This window comes from Mycobacterium nebraskense, assembly GCF_002102255.1.
Classification (GTDB): domain Bacteria; phylum Actinomycetota; class Actinomycetes; order Mycobacteriales; family Mycobacteriaceae; genus Mycobacterium; species Mycobacterium nebraskense.
In genome coordinates, this window is record NZ_LQPH01000107.1 from 34,153 (window position 1) to 59,641 (window position 25,489).

Consider the following 25,489-nt stretch of genomic DNA (forward strand, 5'->3'; position numbering starts at 1 on the left):
CGCCGCTCAGCAAGCCATGGCCTGCGCCCGGCGCACGACTTCCCGAGCCTGGTGCGCGTGCAGGGCGTCGACGGGGCGAGCGTTGCTGATGGCATCCCGGCTGCCGTCGTGGGTGATCGTCAGCGATGGATCGGGAGTGAACAACCACCGCACGATTTCGGTGTCGTGGTAGCCGCCGTCGTGCAGGATCGTCAACAGCCCCGGCAGGGTCTTGACCACCTCACCGGACTTGGTGAAGAACACCTGGGGTACCACCAGGCCACCATCCCGCTTCACCGCAACCAGGTGGCCTTCCCGGAGTTGCTGCTGCACCTTGCTGACCGAAATCCGGAGCAATTCGGCGACCCGTGGCAGGTCATAGGTTGGCTCGTCGGGATCCAAAACATCGTCGCCGGCAGGAACACTGCTCACCCGCGCAAGTGTAGGCCCTGGCAAGCGGATTGAACCCATGTTCTGACGCCCAATCACACCGACACACCTACGATGGCCCCGTGGCCGGACCCAGGACGGAAGACCCCTTGGACAGCGCGTTGCTGGATGGCCGCTACCTGGTGCAGTCCAAGATCGCCAGCGGTGGCACCTCGACGGTGTACCGGGGCCTCGACACCCGGCTCGATCGCCCCGTTGCGGTGAAGGTGATGGATTCCCGCTACGCCGGCGACGACCAGTTCATGACCCGGTTTCAGCGCGAGGCCCGCACGGTCGCACGGCTCAAGGATCCCGGCCTGGTCGCGGTCTATGACCAGGGCTTGGACGCCCGGCACCCCTTCTTGGTGATGGAGCTCATCGAGGGTGGCACGCTGCGCGAGTTGCTGGCCGAGCGCGGTCCGATGCCGCCCTATGCCGTGGCCGCGGTGCTGCGCCCGGTGCTGGGCGGGCTCGCCGCGGCGCACCGGGCCGGTCTGGTCCATCGCGACGTCAAGCCCGAGAACGTGCTGATCTCCGACGACGGCGACGTGAAGATCGCCGATTTCGGTTTGGTCCGTGCCGTCGCGGCCGCTGGAATCACCTCCACCAGCGTCATTTTGGGCACCGCGGCCTACCTGTCGCCCGAGCAGGTGCGCCACGGCGACGCCAGTCCCCGCAGCGACGTGTATTCCGCCGGGGTCCTCGCGTACGAGTTGCTGACCGGGCGCACCCCGTTCACCGGTGACTCGCCGTTGTCGATCGCCTACCAACGACTGGACACCGATGTGCCGCCCCCCAGCGCGGCGATCGACGGTGTGCCCGCGCAGTTCGACGAGTTCGTGCAGCGTGCGACCGCGCGCGATCCGGCCGTCCGGTACGCCGACGCGATCGAGATGGGCGCCGAGCTCGACGCCATCGCCGAAGAACTTGCGCTGCCGGACTTTCGGGTGCCCGCGCCGCGCAACTCCGCGCAACACCGGTCGGCGGCCCTGCAGCTCAGCCGCACGAGCCAGCGCCCGGTCACCGCGCAACAGCAAGCGCCGCCCGCGGCCGAACCGGTCCGCCACCCCACCCGCCAGTTGACCCGTGGCCCCGAGGACTGGGCCGAGCCGCAGCGCGCACCGGAGGCCGACGAGGAACCCGACGACTACGAATACCAGCCTGTCACAGGCGAATTCGCGGGCATTCCGATCAGCGAATTCGCGTACGCGCGGCAGCACGGCCGGCGCATGGCGCTGATCTGGGTGGCCCTGGTGCTGGCGCTCACCGGGCTGGTGGCCACCGCGGCGTGGACGCTCGGGAGCAACCTGAACGGACTGTTCTAGCGGGCTAGTCGCGCAGCATCTCGGCGACCAGGAACGCCAATTCCAGCGACTGCTGGGTGTTCAGCCGCGGGTCGCAGGCCGTCTCGTAGCGCCCCGCCAGGTCCAGGTCCGAAATGTCTTGCGCCCCACCGAGGCATTCCGTGACGTCCTCGCCGGTGATCTCGACGTGGATGCCACCCGGGTGGGTGCCCAGCGCGCGGTGCACCTCGAAGAAGCCCTGCACCTCGTCGACGACTCGGTCGAAGTGCCGGGTCTTGTAGCCGTTGGACGACTCGTGGGTGTTGCCGTGCATCGGGTCGCACTGCCAGATCACCTGGTGACCGGTCGCCTGGACCTTCTCGACGATGGGAGGCAGCAGATCGCGCACCTTGTTGTTGCCCATCCGGCTCACCAACGTCAACCGGCCTGGCTTGTTGTGCGGGTCAAGCCGTTCCACGTATTCGACGGCCAGTTCCGGGGTCATCGTCGGGCCGATCTTCACGCCGATCGGGTTGGCGATGACCTCCGCGAACGCGATGTGCGCGCCGTCGAGCTGGCGCGTGCGCTCGCCGATCCAGACGGTGTGCGCCGACAGGTCGAACAGCTGCGGCTCCCCGTCCTCGCTCTCCGACAACCGCAGCATGGCCCGCTCGTAGTCGAGCACCAAAGCCTCGTGACTGGCGTAGATTTCGGCGGTCTGCAGGTTGCGGTCGGCCACGCCGCATGCGCTCATGAAGCGCAGGCCCCGGTCGATTTCGGTGGCCAGCGCCTCGTAGCGCGCGCCGGCCGGCGACGTCCGGACGAATTCCCTGTTCCAGTCGTGCACCAGGTGCAGCGACGCCAGCCCCGAGGACGTCAGCGCCCGCACCAGGTTCATCGCCGCGCTGGCATTGGCGTAGGCGCGCACCAGGCGCGACGGGTCGTGCTCACGCGCGGCCGCATCCGGGGCGAAGCCGTTGATCATGTCCCCGCGGTAGGACCGCAAACCCAGGGCGTCGATATCGGCCGACCGCGGTTTGGCGTACTGGCCGGCGATACGGGCCACCTTGACCACCGGCATGCTGGCGCCGTAGGTCAGCACCACCGCCATCTGCAGTAGGGCGCGGATGTTGCCTCGGATGTGGGGTTCGGTGTTGTCGGTGAACGTCTCGGCGCAGTCGCCGCCCTGCAGCAGGAAGGCCTCACCCTTGGCGACCTGGGCCAGCTGCTCCTGCAGCCGGATGATCTCCGACGGCACCGTCACCGGCGGCACGCTCTCCAGGACCGTGCGCATCGCCGCCGCCTGATCGGCCGGCCAGCTGGGCTGCTGGGCGGCCGGCTTGGCCAGTGCGGCGTCCAGCCGCGCCCGCAGGTCGTTCGGCAGCGGGGGCAGCGACGGCAGCTGGTCGATCGGGATGTCGACGGTCCAGTTCATCGGTCCATGGTAACCGGGGCGCGACGGTGACTGATCAGCGCGAACGTCGTCCGGGCGGGCTCAGGCCGGTGCCCCCCCGTTCGGATCGTCCCCGGGGCCGTCCGCGCCCGCCGAGATGATCAGCCGGAATCGGCGCAGCTGGTCGCGGGCGTCGACCAGCGCGTCATGGGCATCGCGCGACCGCGACGGCATCGGCGGGCACCCCCGGTCCTCCCACAATTGCCGCAGGTCCCGGGTGAAGCGGGGCAACGCCCGCGGCAACTCGGGCATCGTGCCCCACAGCTGACACAGGGCCACGTGGTCGTAGGCGCCGACCCACGCCCACAGTTCGATCGGTTCGGCGCCCTGGACGCCGAAGAAGTCCTCGAGATCCGCGCGAATCTGCCTGCGCGAGCGCCACAGCTGCGACGCCGGGGGCGGCAGCTTGGGCAGCACGTTGGCGCGCACCCAGCCACCGGCGCGTTCGGGGTCGAACTCGGTGGACACGGCGTAATACTCGCGGCCGTCCTCGGCCACCACCCCGATGGAGATCAACTCGATGGTGCGGCCGTCCTCGATGAATTCGGTGTCGTAGAAGTACCGCACCGGCGCAGCTTATCTGCTGATCAGGATGGGCTCGGTGCCCTCCGGCGGCGGTGCCGCGTGCACGTCGTGGTCGAGCTGGGCGTCGACCGCGCGTTCGTCGGGCAGCCGCGGCGTGCCGGCGATCGCGCACTGCAGATAGAGCTTGGCCCGCACGACCGGGCGGCGCAGCGTCCGCTCCCGTTGCAGCGCGCGGCGCATCTTCTCCGGCTGGGTGGTGTATCGCCACCGGGCCCAGGGCGCGTGCGGGCGCGACAACCGGATCGCGCCGATGACCAGCAGGACGACGATGAACATGCCGAGCAAACCGGTCCACACCTTGCCCTTGAGCACCACCACCACGGCCATCGGCAGCGTCAGCACCAGAGCGCCGGCCACCACGGCCCGCAGCGCCCACGAATCGGCGCCTTCCCAGATCGGCAGGAAAAACATCAAGGGGTGCAGGCCCATGATCAACAGACCGGCCACTCCCACCGCCGCGAACACGGCGTCCACCGAGGTGCGCCCGTCCTCTTCCCAGTAGACGTCGGACAGGTGCAGGATCAACGCGTACTCGTCGAGCACCAAGGCGGCGCCGATCCCGAAAAAGATTGCGGCCAAGGTGAATTCGGGTTCATGACCGTCGATGGACAGGGTGACCAAGGTCAGCCCGGAGAGCAACACCAAGACCACGCCGAACGTCACGTGGTGGATGTGGACCCCGCTGACATGGACGTTGCGCGGGTGCCACCACCTGGCCGGGCGGCCGGCGCCGGCGCGGTGACGGATGAAGCGCACGAACGTTCGCGTGACGAAAAAGGTCAGGATGAACGCCACCAGGCAGGACAGCAGGGGCAACCGGCCGCCGCCGAGGATGTCGTGCGCGAACCAGTGCGTCACCCGCAGCACGAACCAGTGGAGCACTCTTGAAACGTACGCCTGTGGGCATCGACCCCGCGGGAGCCGCGCTGGTCCACGTGCCACGCCCACGCACCGATTACGCTGTTGTGCGACATGAGTAGATCGCGGGCGCCCGGTGTGGGCAGTAAACCCGGGCAGGTCCTGTTGTGGTGCGGGCTTTGGCTGCTGGCGGCGGCGGGGCTGGGCTACGTGGCCTGGCAACTGTTCCGGCAGACGCCCTATCGCATCGATATCGACGTGTATCAGATGGGCGCCCAAGCCTGGATGCACGGGCATTCGCTGTACCACGGTGATGTGTTGTTCCACACACCGATCGGGCTCGATCTGCCGTTCACCTATCCCCCGTTGGCGGCGATCGTGTTCTGCCCGTTCGCCTGGCTGCAGATGCCGGCCGCCAGCGTCGCGATCACGGTGTTGACGTTGGTGCTGCTCGTCGTGTCGACCGTGATCGTGCTGACCCGCCTCGACGTATGGGCCAAGTCGGCGGCGCTGCCCGGCCCGGCGTGGTTGCGCCGCTGGTGGCTGGCCATCGTCATCACCGTGGGCGCGGCGACCTGGCTGGAACCCATCACCTCGAACTTCGCCTTCGGCCAGATCAACGTCGTGCTGATGACTCTGGTGATCGCCGACTGCCTGCCGCGCCGCACACCGTGGCCGCGCGGCCTGCTGCTGGGACTGGGCATAGCGCTCAAGCTCACGCCGGCGGTGTTCCTGCTCTACTTCCTGCTGCGTCGCGACAACCGCGCAGCATTGACCGCGCTGGCGTCGCTCGTGTTGGCGACAGCGGTCGGTTTCGTTCTGGCATGGAGTGATTCGTGGGAGTACTGGACGCACACCTTGCATCACACCGATCGGATCGGCGAGGCGGCGTTGAACACCGACCAGAACATCGCCGGCGCGCTGGCCCGGCTCGGGCTGGGTGAGCAGCAGCGCTTCCTGCTGTGGGTGGCGGCCTCGCTGCTGGTGCTCGCGCTGACGGTTTGGGCTATGCGCAGGGTGCTGCGGGCCGACGAGCCCGCGCTGGCGGTCATCTGCGTCGCGCTGTTCGGATTAGTGGTCTCGCCGGTCTCGTGGTCGCACCACTGGGTGTGGGGGTTGCCGACGGTCGTAGTGCTCGCCGTATTGGCCTGGCGGCGCCGCAACGTGGTGCTGGCCGTGGTCGGCGTCGCAGGGGTGGCGCTGATGCGATGGTCGCCGATCGACCTGCTGCCCAAGCATCACGAGGCGACGGCGGTCTGGTGGCGCCAACTCGCCGGGATGTCCTATGTGTGGTGGGCCCTGGCGGTCCTCGTCGCGGCCGGGCTGACCGTCAGCGCCCGCAAGCCGTCGCGGGATGCGGCACCGCAGCAATTGACGCCGGTGACAGCGGTCGGCTGATCGACGTCGCGGATCAACCGACGGCGGTCTCGGGGATCCGCGTGGCCTCGCTGGTCGATCCCTGATCCGCCGAGCCGTTGCGGTTTTCCTTGACGCTGGCGGCGTAGATGTCCACGTACTCCTGGTCGGAAAGCCCCATCAGCTCGTAGATCACCTCGTCGGTGACGGCCCGCTCGATGAAGCGGTTGCCGGCCAGCCCCTCGAAACGGGAGAAGTCCATCGGCTTGCCGAAGCGAACGGTGACCCGCCCGAAGCGCAGCATGTTCGTGCCGGGCGGGTTGACGACGTTGGTGCCGATCATCGCCACCGGGATCACCGGTACCCCGGTATGCAGGGCCAGCCGCGCCAGGCCGGTCTTGCCCTTGTACAGCCGGCCGTCCGGCGAACGGGTGCCTTCGGGGTACATCCCGAGCAACTTGCCCTGGGATAGCAGCCTTTCGGCGGTGGTCAGCGCGGCCTGCGCGCTGTCAGCGTCGGTGCGGTCGATCGGCACCTGCCCCACGGCGGTGAAAAACCAGCGCTGAAACCAGCCCTTCAAGCCGGTTCCGGTGAAGTATTCGGCTTTCGCGAGGAAGGTGATCCGGCGGCGCACCACCAACGGCAGATAAAAGCTGTCCATCACCGCCAGGTGATTACTGGCCAAGATCGCCGGGCCGGAACTCGGAATGTATTCCAGGCCTTCAACTTTTGGTCGACCAAGTACGTACAGCAGCGGGCCGAGGAGCACGTACTTGAATAGCCAGTACCACATGGCCCTCCCTCTCGCCCGCCCGCCGGTGTTCTGCGCCAACTGTACCCATCGCATGCGGAAGGGACCACCTTCGGCGCAGCAGGGTCACTCCTCGACGGTGACCGGGATGGCCTGATAGCGGGTCCTGGTCGCGGCGTCAGGAGCCTCCGCCTCGGTGACGCCATCGCCGGGCGGACCGTCCGGTGGCGGTTTCGCCGCGCCGTTGATGTCGTCGAGCATGGCGCGTATCACCTCGAGCAGGGCGACGCTGTGGTCGGCGATAACGGTGATCAGCGGGTGCTGATCACCGGTCGCCAGCGCGGCCAGCGCGCACACCGGACACCACACCTGCTGACACTTGCCGGTCCCGACTCCCCGGCCGGCCGTCAGCGCCGCCGCCGTCCGCACTGCCGGGTCGATTCCGTCCAGAATCGTCTGGGCAAGCCTGCGCAGCTCCGGTCCGAGTTCGGGATGAGCCCCACTCACTTAGGCCACACCTCCGGGTCTGGTCGAAAACGTACTGTCAGCTCGCTGCCCCGCAGGTGGGCGTCCAGCACCGTGCACCGGCGAAGCACGGACGCCAACCGAACCCTGCGCCGCAATCCGCCCGCGCTGATGATCAGGTCGTCATCGACGCGCCCCAGCGTCAGCCCCGACGGATCGAGTTGCGGCAACGCTAGCCGCATTCGGTAAATGGAACCAAGTCCCGTTCCGGATTCCAGGTCTACCGTCGGCCGCAGCGGTCCCGGCGGCGCGGTTCCGCCACGACGGCGGGCGCTGTCGAGCAACGCGCCCAGCGCCTTGGGGCCGATCGGTTCGCCGGACAGGTGCGGAGTCAACACCAGGGCCACCTCGCCAATGGTGGCGTCGAGCTCGTCGAGAACACCACGCTGTTCGGAAATGCGTTCGGCGTACCAGTAAAACGCGGGGTGCTCCGGCAGGTTGCGGTATTCGTAAGACTCGTCTTCGGCCAGCACCTGGTTGACGATCAGTTCTTCGACGCGCACGCCCATCAACGCCAGCGAACCCAGAGTGCGGGCCGCCTCGGCCGCGACCACCCGCTCGGGTGTCAACACCAAATGCGCGCTGACCAACTCGCCGTCGGTGAGCAAGGCGCTGAGCGCCTCGACGCTGGCGCTGATGCGCTCCAGCAGTTCCACCGCCGCCGCCGACCGGGCATCGTCGGCGCTGACGGACAGCCGGCGATGACGCGGCCACGCGCGCTCGACGTAAAGCCCGAAAGTGGCGGGCAGGGTCAACATCCGCAGCGCGTCGGCGGTCGAGGCGCAGTCGACGACGATGCGATCCCAGCGCCCGGAGACGGCCAGCTGACCGACGGCGTGCAGTCCGAGCACTTCCTGAACACCCGGCAGCGCCGAAAGTTCTTCGGGCGCAATGGTACTCAGCTCGGAATCGGGAAACCGCCGGTCCAGGGTGTCGACCACGTCGCGCCAGCGGACCTCGAGCAGGGCCAACGTGTCCAGCGCCAGCGCGTCGAGAAAGCCACCACCGGCCTGCGCGTCGTCGGCAAGGACTCGAACCAGTTCAGCCTGACTGGGCGGGACGGGGACACCGAGCACGTCGCCGAGTGAGTGCGCCTGGTCGGTAGACACCACCAGCACCCGCTGCCCCGCGCTTGCGGCACTGACCGCCGTGGCACACGCGAGCGTGGATTTTCCTACCCCGCCCTTGCCAACGAACAGACTGATCCGGGCCGGGGTGGGGGCCCGCAATTCGCTGGACTCACTCAGCCCTCGACTCGTTTCTTCAGATCCTTCAACGCGGTGTCGGTCAACCGGCGCTCGGCCTTGCGCTTGAGCAAACCGATCATGGGGACGGCGAGGTCGACCGTAAGCTCGTAGGTGACCTCGGTGCCAGATCCCTTGGGGGACAATCGATATGTGCCTTCCAGGGCACGCAACAGCGAGCTGGAGACAAGCGTCCAACTGACCGATTGCCGGTCCTTGGGCCACTGGTAGGACATCACCAACGTGTCCTTGAGCACCGCGGCGTCCAGCACCACCCGCGCGACTTTCGGATAGCCGTCGGCGTCCGTCTCCTGGACCTCGGCTTCCCGGTATTCCGAGATCCACTGCGGGTAGGAATCGATATCCGCGATGACGTCCATCACCGTGCCCGGGTCGGCTTCGATGTAGATGGTCTGCGACGTCTTCTCCGCCACCTGGTGCTGCCCTCTCTCCCGCGAGCGGTCGACGCCGCCGGCGGGGAAACTACTGTGCGGGTCTGACCCCCGGGCCTCCGGTCCGAAACGGTACTCTCCCCGCAAACCTGACCCGGCTAAACTACCGGAGAAACTCCGACCGGACGCGACCGTTCCAGTGTCGTTTTGACCTCGAAGGCCATTTTCTTGCCCGCCACCCGACGGCGGTGTGTCATTTTCGCCAGATTGAGCTTGGCCAACTGCCAGGCCGCCACGCCGGTCGGTTCGGCGTGCAGGAAATAGTGCAGCACCACCCCGTCCAGCGACGGTTCCAGCCAGATCTCCATGGTGCCGGTCAACGCGCCGGTGACCGTCCACCGGATGCCCTTGTCGGCGCGGTCCTCGACGACCTGCAGCCGCAGGTCGGGCCACCAGCGGCGCCAGCACGACCGATCGGCGACGGCGGCGCCGACCCGCGCACCGTCGACGGCGATGAACGTCTCGTCCGCGACCTGGATGCTGTTCACCACCTCAGCTTCACACAACAATCGCCGGTGGCCACGCCGAGGGCCGGTCGGGGCCCGGCAGACTGCCACCGTTCCTGCACGAATGCGCGGATTAGGCTGGACGGCAACAAGCCGTCCCCCCGGACCGTCACCCAAGCCAAACGAGGTCAGTAAGAGTGCGTGAGTACAGTGTCCCCGCCCGCTTCTCCGTCGGCGAGCACGACAACATCGCGGCCATGGTCTTCGAGCACGAGCGCGAGGACCCCAGCTTCGTCATCTTCCGACGCCAGGTCGACGGCGTCTGGACCGACGTCACCTGCGCGGAGGTGGCCAAAGAAGTTCGCTCGGCGGCGCTGGGCCTGATCGCGCTCGGGGTAGAGGCCGGTGACCGGGTGTCCATCTTCTCGGCCACCCGCTACGAGTGGGCGATCCTCGACCTCGCGATCCTGTCCGTGGGCGCGGTCACCGTGCCGATCTACGAGACGTCGTCGGCCGAGCAGGTGCGCTGGGTGCTGCAGGACTCCGAGGCGGTGTTGGCCTTCGCCGAGACCGACGCGCACGCCACGGTGGTCACCGAGCTGACCGCCGACCTGCCCGCCCTGCGCCGCGTGCTGCACATCGACGGCTCGGGCCCCAAGGCGCTCGATCAGCTCGTCGAGGCCGGCGCGTCGGTCGAGCCCGCCGAGCTGACCGCCCGCCAGGAGGCGCTGCGCGCCGACGACCCGGCGACGCTCATCTACACCTCGGGGACCACCGGACGGCCCAAGGGCTGCCAACTCACCCATTCCAACCTGCTGTACGAGACCCGGGGCGCCAAGGAGTGCCTGCCGACACTGTTGGACGAGGGGCAGCGGCTGTTGATCTTCCTGCCGCTGGCCCACGTGCTGGCGCGCTCGCTGACGCTTTCGGCGTTCGCCAACAAGGTGACCGTCGGATTCACCAGCGACATCAAGAACCTGCTGCCGATGTTCGCCGTGTTCAAGCCGACGGTGGTGGTGTCGGTGCCGCGGGTGTTCGAGAAGGTCTACAACACCGCCGAGCACAACGCGGTCAATGACGGCAAGGGGCGGATCTTCGCGGCTGCCGTGCAAACCGCGGTCGACTGGAGCCAGGCGCAGGAACGCGGGCGACCCGGGCTCGTGCTGCGGGCCAAGCATGCGCTGTTCGACCGGCTGGTCTATCACAAGCTGCGCGCCGCGCTCGGCGGTGAATGCCACGCGTCCGTCTCGGGTGGCGCGCCGCTGGGCGCGCGGATGGGCCATTTCTACCGTGGTGTGGGCCTGACCATCCACGAGGGCTACGGCCTGACGGAGACCAGCTCGGCCATCACGGTCAACCAGGTCGGCAACGTGAGGATCGGAACGGTCGGAACGTTGTTGCCGGGCAACAGCATCCGCATCGCCGAGGACGGCGAGCTGCTGGTGCGCGGCGGCGTGGTGTTCAGCGGGTATTGGCACAACGAGCAGGCCACCAACGACGCGTTCACCGACGGCTGGTTCAAGACCGGCGATCTCGGCACGCTGGACGAGGACGGCTTCCTCAAGATCACCGGCCGCAAGAAGGAGATCATCGTGACCGCCGGCGGTAAGAACGTCGCCCCGGCGGTGCTCGAGGACCAGCTGCGGGGGCACCCGCTGATCAGCCAGGCCATGGTGGTGGGCGACGCCAAGCCGTTCATCGGCGCGCTGATCACCATCGACCCCGAGGCGTTCGGCGCCTGGAAGGAGCGCAACCACAAGGCGGCCGGCGCGTCGGTGGCCGATCTGGCCACCGACCCGGACCTGGTCGCCGAGGTGGACGCGGCCGTCAAGCGCGCGAACCAGGCGGTGTCGCACGCCGAATCCATCCGCAAGTTCCGCATCCTGCCGGTCGACTTCACCGAGGACACCGGTGAGCTGACCCCGACGATGAAGGTCAAGCGCAACGTGGTGGCCGAGAAGTTCGCCTCCGACATCGACTCGATCTACGAACAGGACTAGCGGCCGGCACGCCGAGCTGGGGGCACCGCCGGCTTGCGGGGGGACACGCCAGCATGGCGGTGGGGCCGCTAGCGGCCCGCATCGTCACCGCGCAGAAGCTCGGCCAGCCGCGCCGCGAGCGTGTCCCACCGCCAGTGCGCCGTCACCCACTCCCGTCCGGCCGCGCCCATCGCGGCGGCCCGGTCACGGTCGGCGAGCAACTCGGTGACGGCGTCGGTGACCGCGTTCAGCGAGTGCCCATCGACCACTAATCCAGTCTTGTTGTGCTGCACCGCTTCCGGAGCCCCACCGGAGTCGCCGGCGATCACCGGCTTGCCGGTCGCCGACGCCTCGAGGAAAACGATTCCCAGGCCCTCGACGTCCATGCCGGCGCCGCGGGTCCGGCACGGCATCGCGAAGACGTCGGCCAGCGCGTGGTGTGCGGGTAATTCGGCGGCCGGTACGCCCCCGGTGAACGTGACATGCTCGGCCACCCCGCAATCGCGGGCCAGCTTGCGCAGCGATTCCAGGTAGGGACCGCCGCCGACGATGACCAGGGCGGCACCATCGACGCGTTGCCGAATCGACGGCAGCGCCTTGATCAACATGTCCTGGCCCTTGCGCGGGACCAGTCGGGACACGCACACGACCGTGGGCCGCTCACCCAGGCGATACCGGTCGCGCAGGGCGGCGCCGGCCGCCGGGTCGGGCCGGAACCTATCGGTGTTGACCCCGGGCGGCAGGTATTCCAAGGAGGCGTTGGGCCCGAAGGCCGGCGCGAACCGGTCGCGGGTGTAGCGGCTGACGAACGTGATGACGTCGGTGGTGTCGCCGATGCGGCGCAGCACCGACCGGGCGACCGGAAGCATCGACCAGCCCACTTCGTGGCCGTGCGTGCTGGCCACCACCCGGCTCGCCCCGGCCTGCCGGGCGCGCTGCGCCAGCAGCGCCAGCGGGGCCGCCGCGCCGAACCAGACGGTGTCGATGTCGTTGTCGGCGATCAGCCGGCGCATCCGGGCGTCCACCGCCGGCCCGGGCAGCATCAGGGTGCCGGGATGACGGACCACCCGATAACCGGCCGCCCGGGCCGAGTCGTCGAAGGCGTCGGCGCCCTTCCACTGCGGCGCGTACACCGTCACCGAATGCAACCCGGCGTCCACCAGCCGACCGACGAAGTCACTCAGGTAGGACTGGATGCCGCCCGGCCGGGGCGGAAAGTCGTTGGTTACCAGCAGGACCCGACTCACTGCGTCAGGCTAGCCTGGCGGCGCCCACGGTCCGTGCGGGGCATCGGTCAGCCCGAGTGGGTCAACCACTCATGCCAGCGCACGAGCAGGCCGGACGAGTCGGTGGCCAGGACGGCGTGGGCGGCGGCGGGCACGTCGGTGTGCCCGGCACCGCAGCTGGCCAGATACAGATCGTGCAGCTTGCCCGCCCCGAAGCTGTCCGCGACGAAGCGCGCGAACCACCACGCGCGGTCGTAGGCCAGCGAGCGCTGCGACCCGGGCGCGTCCAGGTCGGCGTCCGAGGGCAGCGTCAGTGGTACCGGCAGCGCGTCGGCGGGCACCGGAGTCCGCGGCCGGGCGACGAAATCGGCCACGCCTTCGGTCAGCCATCGGGGCGCATCCGGGGCGGTGTTCACCCGTGCGGCGTAGTGAAAAAGCTCGTGCGTCAACACGATTCGTAGCGCCCCCTCGGTCATGCCGGCCGCGCCGGGCGCGAAAACGATCCGCTGACCGATGGCCACCCGGTGCGCGGGATCGACACGGTCGACGACCGTCACGGCCGCGATGTCAGCCCACTGCGCCGCCGCTCCCCCGCCGGCGGCGGCACGGAATTCCTCGTCCGTGTGGGCCGCAACCACCGAGATGTCGCGCGACCAGCCGACGCCCCAGAACGCCTCGACCGCGTTGATCGCGGCGCCGATGTCGGACGCCACCCGGGACAGCAGGCGGTCACCGGCCGGGTCGCCGAGGCCAACCAGCCGAACGGTGCGGTCACCGACGACCAGCGACTTCGTCGCGGCGCCGACCTGGCTGCGCGCGGGCGTGACCAGCTGCGCGGGTCGTGTCCCGCGATCGCGTCCCGCGTCGAACGGCACGGCAGCCGCCACGATGAATTCGACGACAAACACCCAGGCCAGCAGAGTGGTCAGCCGCCGGCGCCGCGCGCCTGGGCCGCTAGTAGCGGCGGGCGTCGTGGATCGGGCCTGCGGCATTCATCGGCACCACGCGCACCGGCTGGCCGTAGGTGGAGGAATGGATCACCATGCCGTCACCGACGTAGATGCCGCTATGTGACGCGTCGTTATAAAAGGTGATCACGTCGCCGGGCTGCAGGTCCGACACCGCCACCGGCTGACCGCCTTGAGCCTGCGCCTGGCTGGAGTGCGGCAGCGAAATGCCGGCCTGCTGGAACGCCCACATCACCAGGCCTGAGCAGTCGAACCCGCCCGGCGCGGCGCCGCCCCAGACATACGGCGAACCGACCTGGGTCAACGCCGCCTGCACGACGGTCCCGCGGTCACCGCCGCCGACCCCGCCACCGAACGGTCCGGGCATTCCGCCGGGCGGAGGAGCCTCTCCGGGTGCCTGCCCGGCGGGCAGCGGCGCGCCGGGCGGCGCGGCCTCCGGCGCGGGCGACCCGGGTGCCGGGGCAGCGGCCGGGACGGGACCGGGATCGGCGAGCGCGGTGCGCTGCTCAGGCGATAAGGAAACGTACTGCGACTTGACGACCGCGATCTGCACCTGCAGCTGGCTCTGCTTGGACTGCAGGCTCGCTCGCACGGCGGCGGCCTGCTCGGCCGCGCTCTTCGCGTCGGCGGCGGACTTGGCGGCTTCCCGCTCGGCCTTGGCGGCCTGCTCGCCGGCGGCCCGGAAGTTCGTCATCTGGTCGGACATCTGCGTCGCCATCAGCCGCTGCATGGCCAGCTTGTCGATCAGCCCTTGCGGCGATCCTGCGGTCAACATAGCCGTCATGCCGTCGACCCGGCCGCCCATGTAGGTCGCGGCGGCGAGTTTGTTGACGGCGCTCTGGAACGACGCCAGGCGAGCCTTGGCCGCGTCGACGGCGGCCTGGGCGTCGTCGTGCTTCTTGTCGGCCGCACGCTGGGCCGCCAGCTTGTCGTTCAGGTCGAGCTGCGCGCTGTGCATCGCCTCGGTGGTCTGCTCGGCCTGGCGGGACAACTGGTTGAGTTTCGCCAGCGCGTCGTCGGCGGGGTCGGCCGAGACGTTCGCCGCAAGGACACCGGATAACACCGTGAAGCCCGCTAGCGTCCCGATGGCAACTCGTGTGAGGACACGCGCAAACGGGTATCTAGAGTCAAGCCTCAAGATTTTGCTTCCTTAAACGGCCATCGACGACCGGATGCGCCGGCGAGCTGGGTTTAGGTCTCAAACAGGTTACGAAACGATATCGACGTTTGTCCAAAGCGAGCGGTTAAGAAATTGGATAGATTTCTGTCATTATCATGTGAACGACGCTGACCCCCCTCGTAAACCTTTGGCACGCAAAGCATCTTAGGCGACGCCTGAATCGCGTCCGCGGCGGATAGGCACTAACCGTAATCGCGGTGCCAGGCCGACATCGGCAAGCACCGCCAATGCAGCGCATTCATCCTCCAATAAAGTTTCCGGGACCCCGAGTAACACGCTGACTACGCAATCGCGGCATCCCGCTCCGCGCACCGCGCAGTCGTCGCAGTCGATCACCACCGGCGCCCCCGCTTCCGGCGCCGCGGCGCCGTAGCTGTCGGGTCCACTGCTTCGTGCCATCAGGATCGGTCCTCTCGGTCAGGCTTTGGTGAACGTCAGGTCGGACTAGCCGAACGGTAACCGCAGCCACCGACAACCAGCCGGCCCGTCGTTTCCGCTGGCAAACGGCTTGGATCCGTTCGGCGTGGGAGCTGCGCGGGTGTCGGTGGTCACGCTTAACGTCGCGGCCATGGGTGCCGGTGGTGCGACTCAGCTCAGTTTCGCCGACTTGGGGTCATCCTTCGCCAGCGCCGACGTCTCGCTGCGCGACACCACCTTCGTGGTGGTGGACCTGGAGACCACCGGCGGGCGCACGAAAAGTACCGACGGCCACGCTCCCGACGCCATCACCGAGATCGGGGCGGTCAAGGTCCGCGCCGGCGTCGTGCTCGGCGAGTTCGCCACGCTGGTCGACCCGCAGCGCAGCATCCCGCCCCAGATCGTGCAGCTGACCGGCATCACCACCGCGATGGTGTCCGACGCTCCGACCATCGACGCGGTGTTGCCGATGTTTCTCGAGTTCGCCGGCTTGGACAGCGGGACGGTGCTGGTCGCCCACAACGCCGGGTTCGACATCGGATTTCTGCGCGCCGCAGCGGCGCGGTGCGATATCCCCTGGCCCCGGCCGCAGGTGCTGTGCACGGTGCGGCTGGCCCGGCGGGTGCTCAGCCGCGAGGAAGCCCCCAGCGTCCGGCTGGCCGCGCTGGCGCGGCTGTTTGCCGTCGCCACCCAGCCCACCCACCGCGCCCTCGACGACGCCCGCGCCACCGTCGACGTGCTGCACGCGCTCATCGAACGGGTGGGCAACCAGGGGGTGCACACCTACGCCGATCTGCGCTCCTACCTGCCGGACGTGACCCCGGCCCAGCGGCTCAAGCGGGTCCTCGCCGAGGGCCTGCCCCGCCGGCCGGGGGTCTACCTGTTTCGCGGGCCGTCGGGCGAGGTGCTCTACGTCGGCACCGCCGTCGACCTGCGCCGCCGGGTCGGGCAGTACTTCACCGGCGCCGACCCGCGCGGCCGGATGAAGGAAATGGTCGGCCTCGCCACCGCGGTCGACCACGTCGAGTGCGCCCACGCGCTGGAGGCCGGCGTCCGCGAGCTGCGGCTGCTGGCCGCGCACGCCCCGCCCTACAACCGCCGGTCCCGGTTCCCGCACCGGTGGTGGTGGGTGGCGCTCACCGACGAGGCGTTCCCGCGGCTCGCGGTGGTGCGAGCGCCCCGCCACGACCGCGCCGTCGGCCCGTTCCGATCGCGGCCAGACGCCGCCGACACGGCCGCGCTGCTGGCCCGCTTCACCGGCCTGCGGACCTGCACGGCCCGGCTGGGACGCTCCGTCCTGCACGGGCCGGCCTGCGCCGAGGCGGAGGTCTCGCCCTGCCCCGCGGCGCGCGACATCACGGCCACGCAGTACGCCGCGGCCGTGGCGCGCGTCGCGGCGTTGATCGACGGGATGGAGAACGGGGCCCTGTCGGCCGCCGTGGATCAGGTCACGGCGCTGGCCGACCGCCGCCATTTCGAGAGCGCCGCGCGCCTGCGTGACCGCACCGCCGCCGCCGTCGACATTCTCTGGCGCGGCCAGCGGTTGCGCGCCCTGGCCACGCTGCCCGAGCTGATCGCCGCCGCACCCGACGGCCAGGGCGGCTACCACCTCGCCGTCGTCCGGCACGGCCAGCTCGCCGCGGCCGGCACCGCCAGGCGCGGGGTGCCCCCGATGCCGGTTGTCGAAGCCATTGTGGCTGGGGCACAAGCGATTTTGCCGACGGCGGCCCCCCTGGGCGGTGCGTTGGTGGAGGAATCCGCCCTCATCGCGCGCTGGCTGGCCGGTCCGGGGGTGCGCATCGTCCGTGTCGACGACTCCCCCGACGCCGCGGGCTGGGCTTCACCGCTGCGCGCGGCCGGCGCGTGGGCGGCGTGGGCGGCCTCGGCGCGCTCGGCGCGGCTGGCCTACGAGCAAGCGGCCCAACACGATTCAGACCTGCTGGCCGAACCGCACCCATCGCGCGAGCAGCTGTTCGGCCGCACCGGAATCGATGGCCGCGCTGGCGCGCTGCAACCCGTCCTCCCACGCCGGCAACCATTCAGCGCGGCTGGATAGGCCGGCGTGTGCGACGATCGCCCCGGCGGCGTTGAGCACGACGGCGTCCCGGACCGGGCCCTTGGCACCGGCCAGCACCGCACGCACCTCCGCCGCGTTGGTTTGCGCGTCGCCGCCCAGCAGGTCGTCGAGATCGGCTCGGGCAAAACCGAATCCGGCCGGATCGAACGTCAGCTTGTCCACCGTCCCGGCCTGTACTCGCCAGATCGTGCTGGTGGTGGTCGTGGTCAACTCGTCGAGCCCGTCGTCACCGTGCACCACCAGCACGCTGGACCGGCGCGCGGCGAACACCCCGGCCATCACCTCGGCCAGGTTGGCGAACGCGCAGCCGATCAGGCCGGCCCGCGGCCGCGCCGGATTGGTAAGCGGCCCAAGGAGATTGAACACAGTCGGCACCCCGATCTCGCGGCGCGCCGCGGACGCGTGCCGGTACGACGGGTGAAATAGCGGCGCGAAGCAGAATCCGATGCCCAGCTCGGTCAGGCTCTGCGCGACCTGCTCGGGTTCGAGGTCGATGCGCACCCCGAGCGCCTCCAGCGTGTCGGCGCCGCCGGACAACGACGATGCCGCGCGATTGCCGTGTTTGACCACCGGCACGCCGGCGGCCGCGACCACGATCGCCGCCATGGTGGAAAGGTTGACGGTGTTGACGCCGTCGCCACCGGTCCCGACGACGTCCACGGTGTCGTCGCGCATGGCGGGCATCGGGAGCGCGTGGCTCAGCATGACGTCGGCCAGCTCGCTGACCTCGGCCGAGGTGGGGACCTTCATCTTCATCGCCACGGCGAAGGCGGCGATCTGGGCCGGGCTCGCGTCGCCCGACATGATCTGATCCATGGCCCAGGCGGCCTGGCCGCGCACCAGGTCGTGACGGTCCGTCAACCGGGCCAGCACCCGCGGCCACGACGGTGCCGCCCCGGGCGCGCCCGCGACGGACCCGCCGAGGGACGAATCCTCAGATGACAGAGCCACGGGCCGATGGTCCCACGAGGACCGAACCTCCCCCAACAGGCGCGGAAAGCCGCCCGCTCCGGACCCGGTCGCGACGCGAAAACATCAAATGCCGCCCCGGGTGGAGTTGAACAACTACAAAGCGTCATACTTGCGGATGTGACCAGCGCTGTAGGGACCTCAGGTACTGCAATCACGTCGCGGGTTCATTCGTTGAATCGACCCAACATGGTCAGTGTCGGCACCATCGTTTGGCTCTCCAGCGAGCTGATGTTCTTTGCCGGCCTGTTCGCGATGTACTTCACCGCGCGTGCCCAATCCGGCGGAAAGTGGCCGCCGCCACCGACCGAACTGAACCTGTATCAGGCCGTGCCGGTGACGCTCGTGCTGATCGCGTCGTCGTTCACCTGCCAGATGGGGGTGTTCGCCGCCGAGCGCGGCGACGTCTTCGGGCTGCGCCGCTGGTACGTGATCACCTTCCTGATGGGCCTGTTCTTCGTCCTCGGCCAGGGCTACGAGTACTACCACCTGGCGACGCACGGGACGACCATTCACGGCAGCGCTTACGGCAGCGTGTTCTACCTGGCGACCGGGTTCCACGGCCTGCACGTCACCGGCGGTCTGATCGCCTTCATCTTCCTGCTGGCCCGCACCGCGATGAGCAAGTTCACCCCGGCGCAGGCCACCGCGAGCATCGTCGTCTCCTACTACTGGCATTTCGTCGACATCGTGTGGATCGCGCTGTTCACCGTGATCTATTTCATCCGATGAAGGCCGGCGCTTTCAAAAAGGAATGAACAGGAGTGCTGGGTTGAAGAAACTGGGGTCTATCCGATCCGGTGCGCGGCCCGGGCAGCCGCGAAAAGCCGCCAGTGATCGCTCCCGGCGGCGCCTTCGCCGCCGGCTGTCGGGCGGGCTGTTGCTGCTGATCGCGCTGACCATCGCCGGCGGGCTGGCCGCCGTGCTGACGCCGCGCCCGCAGGTGGCCGTCGCCGACGAGTCGTCCTCGGCGCTGCTGCGGACCGGCAAACAGCTGTTCGACACGTCGTGCGTGTCCTGCCACGGCGCCAACCTGCAGGGGGTGCCCGACCGCGGGCCCAGCCTGATCGGCGTCGGCGAGGAGGCCGTGTACTTCCAGGTGTCCACCGGCCGGATGCCCGCAATGACCGGCGAGGCCCAGGCACCCCGCAAGGAGCCGATCTTCGACGAGGGGCAGGTCGACGCGCTGGGCGCGTACGTGCAGGCCAACGGAGGCGGCCCGACCACGGTGCGCAACCCGGACGGCAGCTTGGCCATGAAGTCGCTGCGCGGCGAGGACCTGGGCCGTGGCGGGGACCTGTTCCGGCTGAACTGCTCCTCGTGCCACAACTTCACCGGCAAGGGCGGCGCGCTGTCGTCGGGCAAGTACGCGCCGGCCCTGGAGCCGGCCAACGAGCAGCAGATCCTGGCGGCGATGCGGACCGGCCCGCAGAACATGCCCAAGTTCTCCGACCGTCAGCTGTCCTTCGAAGCCAAGAAGGACATCATCGGCTACATCAAGGCGGTCACTGAAGAGCGCCAGCCCGGCGGCTACGGCCTCGGTGGATTCGGGCCCGCACCCGAGGGCATGGCCGCGTGGATCATCGGGATGGTCGCCGCCATCGGTTTGGCACTGTGGATTGGGGCACGAGCATCATGAGCCGCGCCGAGACGATGCAGCGCGCAGCGATGAAGAGGAGCGGCGCAAAATGAGCGACGTCAATGCCGTAGGCGGCTCTGACACCGACAAGGGTGCCGCGCCGAACGAACCCGACGAGGCGGCGCTGGCCGCCATGTCGCAGCAGGAGCTGGTGGCGCTGGGCGGCAAGCTCGATGGCGTCGAGACGATCGTCAAGGAGCCCCGCTGGGGCGTCGAGGGAACCAAAGCCGAGAAGCGCGCCGAGCGCGGAGTTGCGCTGTGGCTCTTGCTCGGCGGTGGTTTCGGGCTGGCCCTGCTGCTGGTCTTCCTGTTCTGGCCGTGGGAGTACAAGCCGAAAGAATCCGCGGGCAGCCTGCTGTACGACCTGGCCACCCCGCTGTACGGGCTGACCTTCGGCATGTCGATCCTGTCGATCGCCGTCGGCACGATCCTCTACCAGAAAAGGTTTATCCCCGAAGAGATTTCGATCCAGGAGCGGCACGACGGGGCCTCCCGGGAGATCGACCGCAACACGGTCGTGGCGAACCTGACCGACGCCCTGGACGGCTCGACCATCCGGCGCCGCAAGGTGATCGGGCTGTCGTTGGGACTTGGCCTCGGCGCCTTCGGCCTGTCGACTCTGGTGGCCTTTGCCGGCGGCCTGATCAAGAACCCGTGGAAACCGGTGGTGCCCACCGCCAACGGGAAGAAGGCCGTGCTGTGGACATCCGGCTGGACACCGCGGTATGCGGGCGAGACCATCTTCCTCGCCCGGGCCACCGGCTCTGCCGGTACGTCACCGTTCGTCAAGATGCGCCCGGAAGACCTCGACGCCGGCGGCATGGAGACGGTCTTCCCGTGGCGGGAGTCCGACGGTGATGGCACCACCCCGGAATCGCAGGAGAAGCTCCGCGCGATCAACCAGGGCGTGCGCAACCCCGTGATGCTCATCCGGGTCCGGCCGTCCGACATGCCCCGGGTGGTCAAACGCCAGGGCCAGGAGAGCTTCAACTTCGGCGAGTTGTTCGCCTACACCAAGGTCTGCTCGCACCTGGGTTGCCCCGCGTCGCTGTACGAGGAGCAGTCCTACCGAATCTTGTGCCCTTGTCACCAGTCGCAGTTCGACGCCCTGCACTTCGCCAAGCCGATCTTCGGCCCCGCGGCCCGTGCCCTGGCGCAACTGCCCATCACGATCGACACCAACGGGTATCTGGTTGCCAACGGTGACTTCGTCGAGCCCGTCGGACCGGCATTCTGGGAGAGGACGACAGCATGAGTCCGAAACTGAGTCCCCCGAAACCGCCCAAGATCGGCGATGTCTTGGCCCGTCAAGGGGAAGACATCGACACCCGCTATCACCCGTCGGCGGCGGTGCGCAGGCAGCTCAACAAGGTCTTCCCGACGCACTGGTCGTTCCTGTTGGGCGAGATCGCGATGTACAGCTTCATCGTGCTGTTGCTCACGGGCGTGTACCTGACGCTGTTCTTCGACCCGTCCATGGCGGAGGTCACCTACAACGGCGCCTACCAACCGCTGCGCGGCGTCGACATGTCGAAGGCCTTCGCGTCCACCCTCGACATCTCCTTCGAGGTGCGTGGCGGCCTGTTCGTCCGTCAGGTCCACCACTGGGCCGCCTTGCTCTTCGCCGCGTCGATCATGGTGCACCTGGCGCGCATCTTCTTCACCGGCGCGTTCCGCCGGCCCCGCGAAGCCAACTGGGTCATCGGCTCGCTGCTGTTTATTCTGGCGATGTTCGAGGGTTTCTTCGGCTACTCGCTGCCCGATGACCTGCTCTCGGGCATCGGGATCCGGGCGTCGCTGTCATCGATCACGCTGGGGATGCCGGTGATCGGCACCTGGCTGCACTGGGCGCTGTTCGGCGGCGACTTCCCCTGCGGCGGTGTGGGTAACGAGTGCGCGACCGCGGGCTACATCATCCCGCGCATGTACGCGCTGCACATCCTGCTGCTACCCGGGATCATCCTGGCGCTGATCGGCCTGCACCTGGCCATGGTGTGGTTCCAGAAGCACACCCAGTTCCCCGGGCCGGGCCGCACCGAGCACAACGTGGTCGGCGTGCGGGTCATGCCGATCTTCGCCGTCAAGTCCGGCGCGTTCTTCGCTGCGATCGTCGGCGTCCTCGGCCTGATGGGCGGCCTGCTGCAGATCAACCCGATCTGGAACCTGGGTCCCTACAAGCCATCTCAAGTCTCGGCCGGCTCGCAGCCCGACTTCTACATGATGTGGACCGAGGGCCTGGCCCGTATCTGGCCGCCGTGGGAGTTCTACTTCTGGCACCACACCATTCCCGCGGTGGTCTGGGTCGCCATCCTCATGGGCCTGGTCTTCATCCTGCTGATCGTCTACCCCTTCCTGGAGAAGCGGTTCAGTGGCGACTACGCCCACCACAACCTGCTGCAAAGGCCCCGTGACGTCCCGGTGCGCACCGCCATCGGCGCCATGGCGATCGCGTTCTACATGGTGCTGACGCTGAGCGCGATGAACGACATCATCGCGTTCAAATTCCAGATCTCGCTGAACGCGACGACGTGGATCGGCCGTATCGGGATGGTCGTCCTCCCGCCGATCGTCTACTTCATCGCCTACCGGTGGTGCGTTGCGCTGCAGCGCAGCGACCGGGAAGTGCTCGCGCACGGCATCGAGACCGGCATCATCAAGCGGCTGCCGCACGGCGCTTACATCGAGCTGCATCAGCCGCTCGGCCCCGTCGACGACCACGGCCACCCGATCCCGCTCGAGTACCAGGGCGCGGCGCTGCCCAAGCGGATGAACAAGCTGGGCTCGGCCGGTTCACCGGGCCACGGCAGCTTCTTGTTCGCCGACCCGGTGTCGGAGGATGCGGCGCTGCGTGAGGCTGCACACAGCTCCGAGCAACGTGCCCTGACCGCGCTGCGCGAGCACCAGGAAAGCACCGTCGGTTCGTCGAACGGCAAGGACGGCGAGCGCCACTAGCCTCGCGCTGGTTCGGTGCAGGCCGTGCCGCACTGTTGCTGCGCGGCCCGCAGGACGGAGCAGGCGGTGAGGAAAGCCGGCTTCAGCTGGTCGCGCGATTCGACGGGTAGGTTGGCCGCACAGCGCAACACCATCAGGGCGAGTGCGCTGTAGGTCGTGTACGGGATGACCAGAAGGTTGACGCGTGCGTCGCCCCCGATGAAGGTAATTACGTGCTGGCGTTTTCGTTCCCATCCCGACCAGTTCAAGTCGGGTGGTCGTTGCAGTGATGGCCAGTTGACGTTGATGGAGTCGATGTCTCCCAGCAAGGGAGTCAGAACGGCGACCAGCTCGGGCAGTTCGATGGTGATGCGGTCCGCGCGTGGCCACCACGCGCCGTCGATGACGCGGCCGAGTTCACGAGCCACCGACAGCCGGACCGGATTGGCTCGGCGTCGGCGTTCGAACAATTCGGTCATCCATGGACCTGGCGGTCACGGCCAGGCAGATTGGCAACAACCACGGGCGGTTCCCTTCACGTCGGCGTCGTTCGCCACGGCGAGCGCGGGGCGGACGGAGGAATCGCATTGCCCGTGGGTGGCACACGCACCGGTCGTGGCGGACCACCGCTGACAACGAAACGGCTCGCAATCCACGCTACGCCAACGGTGACCGCACGGAGCGCCCCGGGGTGGTCGGACGGCACGGTTCAGCTCTCCCGGTGGGCCCTGGTGGGGCGCATCCCAGCTGGGCGGACGTGCCTGGCCCCGTCGGTGCACTACAGTGGCGAGAGCCTGACCGTGGCGCTGTCCGGGTGAGCGGAAGGCCGACACGGTGAGGATGAGCGTAATGGCGATACAGGACTGGGGCGACGCACCAGAGATCCATCCTTCGAAGATCCAGGTCGGCGACATCATCGGCACGCTGCGTCCTACGCAACTGCGTTACACCGTGAAGATGATCAGCGGGCCGCAGACGGCTCCCCGGCGCTGGACCTTCTTCGGCCGCGACGACAACGGCACGCAGCACACGAGCACTTTCGGCGAGGACGAATTGGTTCGCAGGTACGCCAAGGCGTCGTGATCAGCGCCTACTGCGCGGCGATGGCGCGGCGCAGCTGGCGAACGTGCAGCCACTCGATCACCGGCATCCCCGCGGTGACGGCGCCGGCGACCCCGTACGCGACCCAGGACGCGCCGTCGTGGCCCACGGCCATCAAGTAGGTCGCTGTCGCCACGGCGACGAGCGCCGCGCCCATCGCGCCCATCAATAGCACGGTGCCGCGCAACCACGCGCGATCGACCGCCTCACCCGACCATTCGGATTCGTCCGCCTGAGCCGGTGCCTGGACCCTCGGTTGCCGCGCCCGTTCGGCCGCGGTGCGCGGCACCTGGGACATGAGCCGCACCGGTGGCCGGTTGGGCGCCGTCATCCCCCGGGCGGCCGGCTCGGTCTGGGCCATCCGGCGGGCCCGCAACAGCATCGGGATCGCCCCGGCGATGATCAGCGCGGACACGATGATCACGGCATACAACACCCAGGAGGTGGTATGCGTGCTGCTGGCCGCTTTGTGAAAACCCCGCCCCAAGTCCGCCAGCGCGACGGCCGCGGCCACGCTCACGCCCAGCAACACCAGCCAGATGGCGGCGCACGCGCCGATCAGTATGCGATCGATGACATCGGGCGAAATGGTGTCGTCGCCCGCCAGACGGCGGTACGCCGAATACCTGCTGACCATCAGCAGCTCGTCTGCGGCAAGTCGTTGGTATTCGACGAAAGGACCGTTCCGTCGCTTGTCGTGATCGAGCAGTTGAGCCGGCTGACCCGGAAAAGGCTGGACGCCTCGACGGAGCCCACATCGGACTGCGAGATCGGCGTGACGGTCATCGACCACGGGATGTACACGTTGTGTTGGGTGCGCCGACGCCCGGACGCGTCAACGTAGGTCACCGAGATGATGTCACCGGGGGCCTTGGTGCCGGTCACCGAATAGGTCACCTGTCGCGGCCCGGTCGGTGTCGTCGGTGGCGGCGGCGCTGCCGCCGTTGACGTGCCCGGGGGCGGCGCCGGAGCGGGTGCCGGCGGTGGCGGCGGCGGGGCAGGCGTCACCGTCACGGTCTGTGTCTCCGTTGCTGTCGGGGGCGGCGGTTCGGTCGTGGGTGGTGGCGGAGGAGGCGGCGGGGGCGGTTTGGTGGTCGTTATCTCGTCTTGCATCGGCGGCGTCGACGGGACGGTGGTGGTGTTGGGGTTGGCCAGCTTGCTGGTGTCGGTGCCCGCGAACAGCAGCGACACCGACACCACCAGCGCGATCGCGGCAACGATGGCGGCGACCCCGACGATCCACGGCCAGCGCGGAGCACCGTGTTCGTCCTCGGCGTCGGCCGACTCGTCGAAGGTGTCGTAGTCGTAGAGCCTGAGATCGGCCGGCAAGTAGGGGCCGCTCATGAAATGTTCCGACTCCGGCGCCGAATAGGCCCGCGAGTAGGCGTCGGTCTGGCCCGTCTGGTCAGCCGCCGGTTCGGCGCCGTCGTCGAAGGGTTCGAGCTCGTCGTCGGGTCCGGGTTCGCCCCCGGGTTCGGGGGCGTCCGCGGTCGCGCTATCGGAATCCGGTTGGTGGGGAGCCTCGTTCACGGAATCGGGTTCCTCAGGTTCCCATTCCGGGGGTTTCGGCCCGCTCATCTCTGCCTGCCCTGTCCGACTGCCTCACCAGCGCGCGGGGCCCCGGGGCCATATCGTTGCGCG

26 protein-coding genes and 1 pseudogene are annotated in these 25,489 nt (G+C 68.7%); 10 read left to right on the forward strand and 17 right to left on the reverse strand.

Annotated elements, in window-relative coordinates; all coding sequences use genetic code 11:
- Positions 1-6 precede the first annotated feature (6 nt).
- On the reverse strand, positions 7-411 hold the full coding sequence (locus tag AWC17_RS11650) for an Rv2175c family DNA-binding protein (protein ID WP_046183999.1): 405 nt from the start codon (positions 409-411) through the stop codon (positions 7-9).
- An 80-nt stretch (positions 412-491) separates the two neighbouring features.
- On the opposite strand from AWC17_RS11650, the gene AWC17_RS11655 reads away from it, so the two are divergent.
- Positions 492-1,733, forward strand: a complete 1,242-nt coding sequence (locus AWC17_RS11655; RefSeq protein WP_197083408.1) for a protein kinase domain-containing protein — start codon at positions 492-494, stop codon at positions 1,731-1,733.
- A gap of 4 nt (positions 1,734-1,737) precedes the next feature.
- Here the strand turns inward: AWC17_RS11655 and AWC17_RS11660 are convergent, their stop codons facing one another.
- The 3 genes from AWC17_RS11660 to AWC17_RS11670 are packed head-to-tail and all read right to left on the reverse strand — an operon-like array spanning position 1,738 to position 4,593.
- On the reverse strand, positions 1,738-3,126 hold the full coding sequence (locus AWC17_RS11660; protein ID WP_046184000.1) for a class II 3-deoxy-7-phosphoheptulonate synthase: 1,389 nt from the start codon (positions 3,124-3,126) through the stop codon (positions 1,738-1,740).
- A gap of 60 nt (positions 3,127-3,186) precedes the next feature.
- Positions 3,187-3,711 (reverse strand): polyadenylate-specific 3'-exoribonuclease AS, encoded by a 525-nt coding sequence (locus AWC17_RS11665; RefSeq protein WP_047323628.1) that lies wholly within the window; start codon positions 3,709-3,711, stop codon positions 3,187-3,189.
- Between the two features lie 9 nt (positions 3,712-3,720).
- Complete coding sequence (locus AWC17_RS11670; RefSeq protein WP_141224600.1) at positions 3,721-4,593, reverse strand: hypothetical protein; 873 nt, start codon at positions 4,591-4,593, stop codon at positions 3,721-3,723.
- Between the two features lie 108 nt (positions 4,594-4,701).
- Between AWC17_RS11670 and AWC17_RS11675 the strand changes: the two genes are divergently transcribed.
- Entirely contained in the window at positions 4,702-5,985 is a 1,284-nt protein-coding gene (locus AWC17_RS11675) for a glycosyltransferase 87 family protein (protein ID WP_085164660.1), read from the forward strand.
- A 13-nt stretch (positions 5,986-5,998) separates the two neighbouring features.
- Here AWC17_RS11675 and AWC17_RS11680 read toward each other — a convergent pair whose 3' ends face one another.
- The 5 genes from AWC17_RS11680 to AWC17_RS11700 form a co-directional block, all read right to left on the reverse strand.
- Entirely contained in the window at positions 5,999-6,736 is a 738-nt protein-coding gene (locus AWC17_RS11680; protein ID WP_085164662.1) for a lysophospholipid acyltransferase family protein, read from the reverse strand.
- 84 nt (positions 6,737-6,820) lie between these two features.
- Positions 6,821-7,201 (reverse strand): hypothetical protein, encoded by a 381-nt coding sequence (locus AWC17_RS11685; RefSeq protein ID WP_085164664.1) that lies wholly within the window; start codon positions 7,199-7,201, stop codon positions 6,821-6,823.
- Complete coding sequence (locus tag AWC17_RS11690; RefSeq protein WP_208618373.1) at positions 7,198-8,448, reverse strand: ArsA family ATPase; 1,251 nt, start codon at positions 8,446-8,448, stop codon at positions 7,198-7,200. The genes AWC17_RS11685 and AWC17_RS11690 overlap by 4 nt, the downstream gene beginning before the upstream one ends.
- Positions 8,449-8,462: 14 nt before the next feature.
- Positions 8,463-8,897, reverse strand: coding sequence for an SRPBCC family protein (locus AWC17_RS11695; protein ID WP_046184007.1), 435 nt, complete (start codon positions 8,895-8,897; stop codon positions 8,463-8,465).
- A 116-nt stretch (positions 8,898-9,013) separates the two neighbouring features.
- Positions 9,014-9,403 (reverse strand): hypothetical protein, encoded by a 390-nt coding sequence (locus AWC17_RS11700; RefSeq protein WP_046184011.1) that lies wholly within the window; start codon positions 9,401-9,403, stop codon positions 9,014-9,016.
- 155 nt (positions 9,404-9,558) lie between these two features.
- Here AWC17_RS11700 and AWC17_RS11705 point away from each other — a divergent pair, with 155 nt between their 5' ends.
- The gene (locus tag AWC17_RS11705; RefSeq protein WP_047323626.1) at positions 9,559-11,361 is read left to right on the forward strand and encodes an AMP-dependent synthetase/ligase; all 1,803 of its coding nucleotides are present in this window, start codon (positions 9,559-9,561) and stop codon (positions 11,359-11,361) included.
- Positions 11,362-11,429: 68 nt separating this feature from the next.
- Here the strand turns inward: AWC17_RS11705 and pimB are convergent, their stop codons facing one another.
- The 4 genes from pimB to AWC17_RS33435 all read right to left on the reverse strand — a co-directional run bounded on the left by pimB (position 11,430) and on the right by AWC17_RS33435 (position 15,113).
- Positions 11,430-12,587: a GDP-mannose-dependent alpha-(1-6)-phosphatidylinositol monomannoside mannosyltransferase gene (gene pimB / locus AWC17_RS11710; protein WP_047323625.1), complete on the reverse strand. Its 1,158-nt coding sequence runs from the start codon at positions 12,585-12,587 to the stop codon at positions 11,430-11,432.
- Between the two features lie 47 nt (positions 12,588-12,634).
- Positions 12,635-13,474 (reverse strand): hypothetical protein, encoded by an 840-nt coding sequence (locus tag AWC17_RS11715; RefSeq protein ID WP_046187295.1) that lies wholly within the window; start codon positions 13,472-13,474, stop codon positions 12,635-12,637.
- Between the two features lie 46 nt (positions 13,475-13,520).
- Complete coding sequence (ripC, locus tag AWC17_RS11720) at positions 13,521-14,672, reverse strand: peptidoglycan hydrolase RipC (protein WP_047323624.1); 1,152 nt, start codon at positions 14,670-14,672, stop codon at positions 13,521-13,523.
- Positions 14,673-14,858: 186 nt separating this feature from the next.
- Complete coding sequence (locus tag AWC17_RS33435) at positions 14,859-15,113, reverse strand: hypothetical protein (protein WP_082123251.1); 255 nt, start codon at positions 15,111-15,113, stop codon at positions 14,859-14,861.
- A 169-nt stretch (positions 15,114-15,282) separates the two neighbouring features.
- Between AWC17_RS33435 and AWC17_RS11730 the strand changes: the two are divergent.
- Positions 15,283-17,124 (forward strand): annotated as a pseudogene (locus AWC17_RS11730) (DEDD exonuclease domain-containing protein); the annotation flags it as partial.
- On the opposite strand, the gene trpD reads toward AWC17_RS11730, so the two are convergent.
- Entirely contained in the window at positions 17,062-18,159 is a 1,098-nt protein-coding gene (gene trpD, locus AWC17_RS11735; protein WP_046185787.1) for an anthranilate phosphoribosyltransferase, read from the reverse strand. The pseudogene AWC17_RS11730 and the gene trpD sit on opposite strands and share 63 nt — an antisense overlap.
- A 138-nt stretch (positions 18,160-18,297) precedes the next feature.
- Between trpD and ctaE the strand changes: the two genes are divergently transcribed.
- From ctaE to qcrB, 4 genes are read left to right on the forward strand one after another with little or no spacing between them, the layout of a single operon-like run.
- On the forward strand, positions 18,298-18,909 hold the full coding sequence (gene ctaE / locus AWC17_RS11740) for an aa3-type cytochrome oxidase subunit III (RefSeq protein WP_046185788.1): 612 nt from the start codon (positions 18,298-18,300) through the stop codon (positions 18,907-18,909).
- 40 nt (positions 18,910-18,949) lie between these two features.
- Positions 18,950-19,816: a cytochrome bc1 complex diheme cytochrome c subunit gene (gene qcrC / locus AWC17_RS11745; protein ID WP_082123140.1), complete on the forward strand. Its 867-nt coding sequence runs from the start codon at positions 18,950-18,952 to the stop codon at positions 19,814-19,816.
- A gap of 49 nt (positions 19,817-19,865) precedes the next feature.
- Positions 19,866-21,071 carry a cytochrome bc1 complex Rieske iron-sulfur subunit gene (gene qcrA, locus AWC17_RS11750; RefSeq protein WP_046185794.1) on the forward strand — a complete coding sequence of 402 codons (1,206 nt, stop codon included), beginning with the start codon at positions 19,866-19,868 and terminating at the stop codon, positions 21,069-21,071.
- A complete protein-coding gene (qcrB, locus tag AWC17_RS11755) occupies positions 21,068-22,768 on the forward strand; it encodes a cytochrome bc1 complex cytochrome b subunit (RefSeq protein ID WP_046185789.1) in 1,701 nt (566 codons plus the stop codon). Before qcrA ends, qcrB begins: the two co-directional genes overlap by 4 nt.
- Here the strand turns inward: qcrB and AWC17_RS11760 are convergent.
- Entirely contained in the window at positions 22,765-23,226 is a 462-nt protein-coding gene (locus tag AWC17_RS11760; protein ID WP_046185790.1) for a DUF5994 family protein, read from the reverse strand. The two genes, qcrB and AWC17_RS11760, sit on opposite strands and share 4 nt — an antisense overlap.
- A 189-nt stretch (positions 23,227-23,415) precedes the next feature.
- Here AWC17_RS11760 and AWC17_RS32660 point away from each other — a divergent pair, with 189 nt between their 5' ends.
- Positions 23,416-23,565, forward strand: coding sequence for a hypothetical protein (locus AWC17_RS32660; protein ID WP_156174191.1), 150 nt, complete (start codon positions 23,416-23,418; stop codon positions 23,563-23,565).
- A gap of 31 nt (positions 23,566-23,596) precedes the next feature.
- On the forward strand, positions 23,597-23,830 hold the full coding sequence (locus tag AWC17_RS11765) for a hypothetical protein (protein ID WP_046185791.1): 234 nt from the start codon (positions 23,597-23,599) through the stop codon (positions 23,828-23,830).
- Positions 23,831-23,837: 7 nt separating this feature from the next.
- On the opposite strand, the gene AWC17_RS11770 is transcribed toward AWC17_RS11765, so the two are convergent.
- Together AWC17_RS11770 and AWC17_RS11775 are read right to left on the reverse strand one after the other, a co-directional pair.
- Positions 23,838-24,485: a DUF2561 family protein gene (locus AWC17_RS11770; RefSeq protein ID WP_046185792.1), complete on the reverse strand. Its 648-nt coding sequence runs from the start codon at positions 24,483-24,485 to the stop codon at positions 23,838-23,840.
- Positions 24,485-25,426: an MmpS family transport accessory protein gene (locus AWC17_RS11775; RefSeq protein WP_085164666.1), complete on the reverse strand. Its 942-nt coding sequence runs from the start codon at positions 25,424-25,426 to the stop codon at positions 24,485-24,487. The genes AWC17_RS11770 and AWC17_RS11775 overlap by 1 nt, the downstream gene beginning before the upstream one ends.
- Between the last annotated feature and the right edge of the window lie 63 nt (positions 25,427-25,489).

Bases quoted from the DNA above. Each gene is read 5' to 3' on its own strand.
- AWC17_RS11680 (WP_085164662.1), bottom strand. From the start codon at position 6,736: ATGTGGTACTGGCTATTCAAGTACGTGCTCCTCGGCCCGCTGCTGTAC.
- qcrA (WP_046185794.1), top strand. From the start codon at position 19,866: ATGAGCGACGTCAATGCCGTAGGCGGCTCTGACACCGACAAGGGTGCC.
- AWC17_RS11675 (WP_085164660.1), top strand. From the start codon at position 4,702: ATGAGTAGATCGCGGGCGCCCGGTGTGGGCAGTAAACCCGGGCAGGTC.
- AWC17_RS11770 (WP_046185792.1), bottom strand. From the start codon at position 24,485: ATGGTCAGCAGGTATTCGGCGTACCGCCGTCTGGCGGGCGACGACACC.
- AWC17_RS11765 (WP_046185791.1), top strand. From the start codon at position 23,597: ATGGCGATACAGGACTGGGGCGACGCACCAGAGATCCATCCTTCGAAG.
- AWC17_RS11760 (WP_046185790.1), bottom strand. From the start codon at position 23,226: ATGACCGAATTGTTCGAACGCCGACGCCGAGCCAATCCGGTCCGGCTG.
- qcrB (WP_046185789.1), top strand. From the start codon at position 21,068: ATGAGTCCGAAACTGAGTCCCCCGAAACCGCCCAAGATCGGCGATGTC.
- AWC17_RS11660 (WP_046184000.1), bottom strand. From the start codon at position 3,126: ATGAACTGGACCGTCGACATCCCGATCGACCAGCTGCCGTCGCTGCCC.
- AWC17_RS33435 (WP_082123251.1), bottom strand. From the start codon at position 15,113: ATGGCACGAAGCAGTGGACCCGACAGCTACGGCGCCGCGGCGCCGGAA.
- AWC17_RS11775 (WP_085164666.1), bottom strand. From the start codon at position 25,426: ATGAGCGGGCCGAAACCCCCGGAATGGGAACCTGAGGAACCCGATTCC.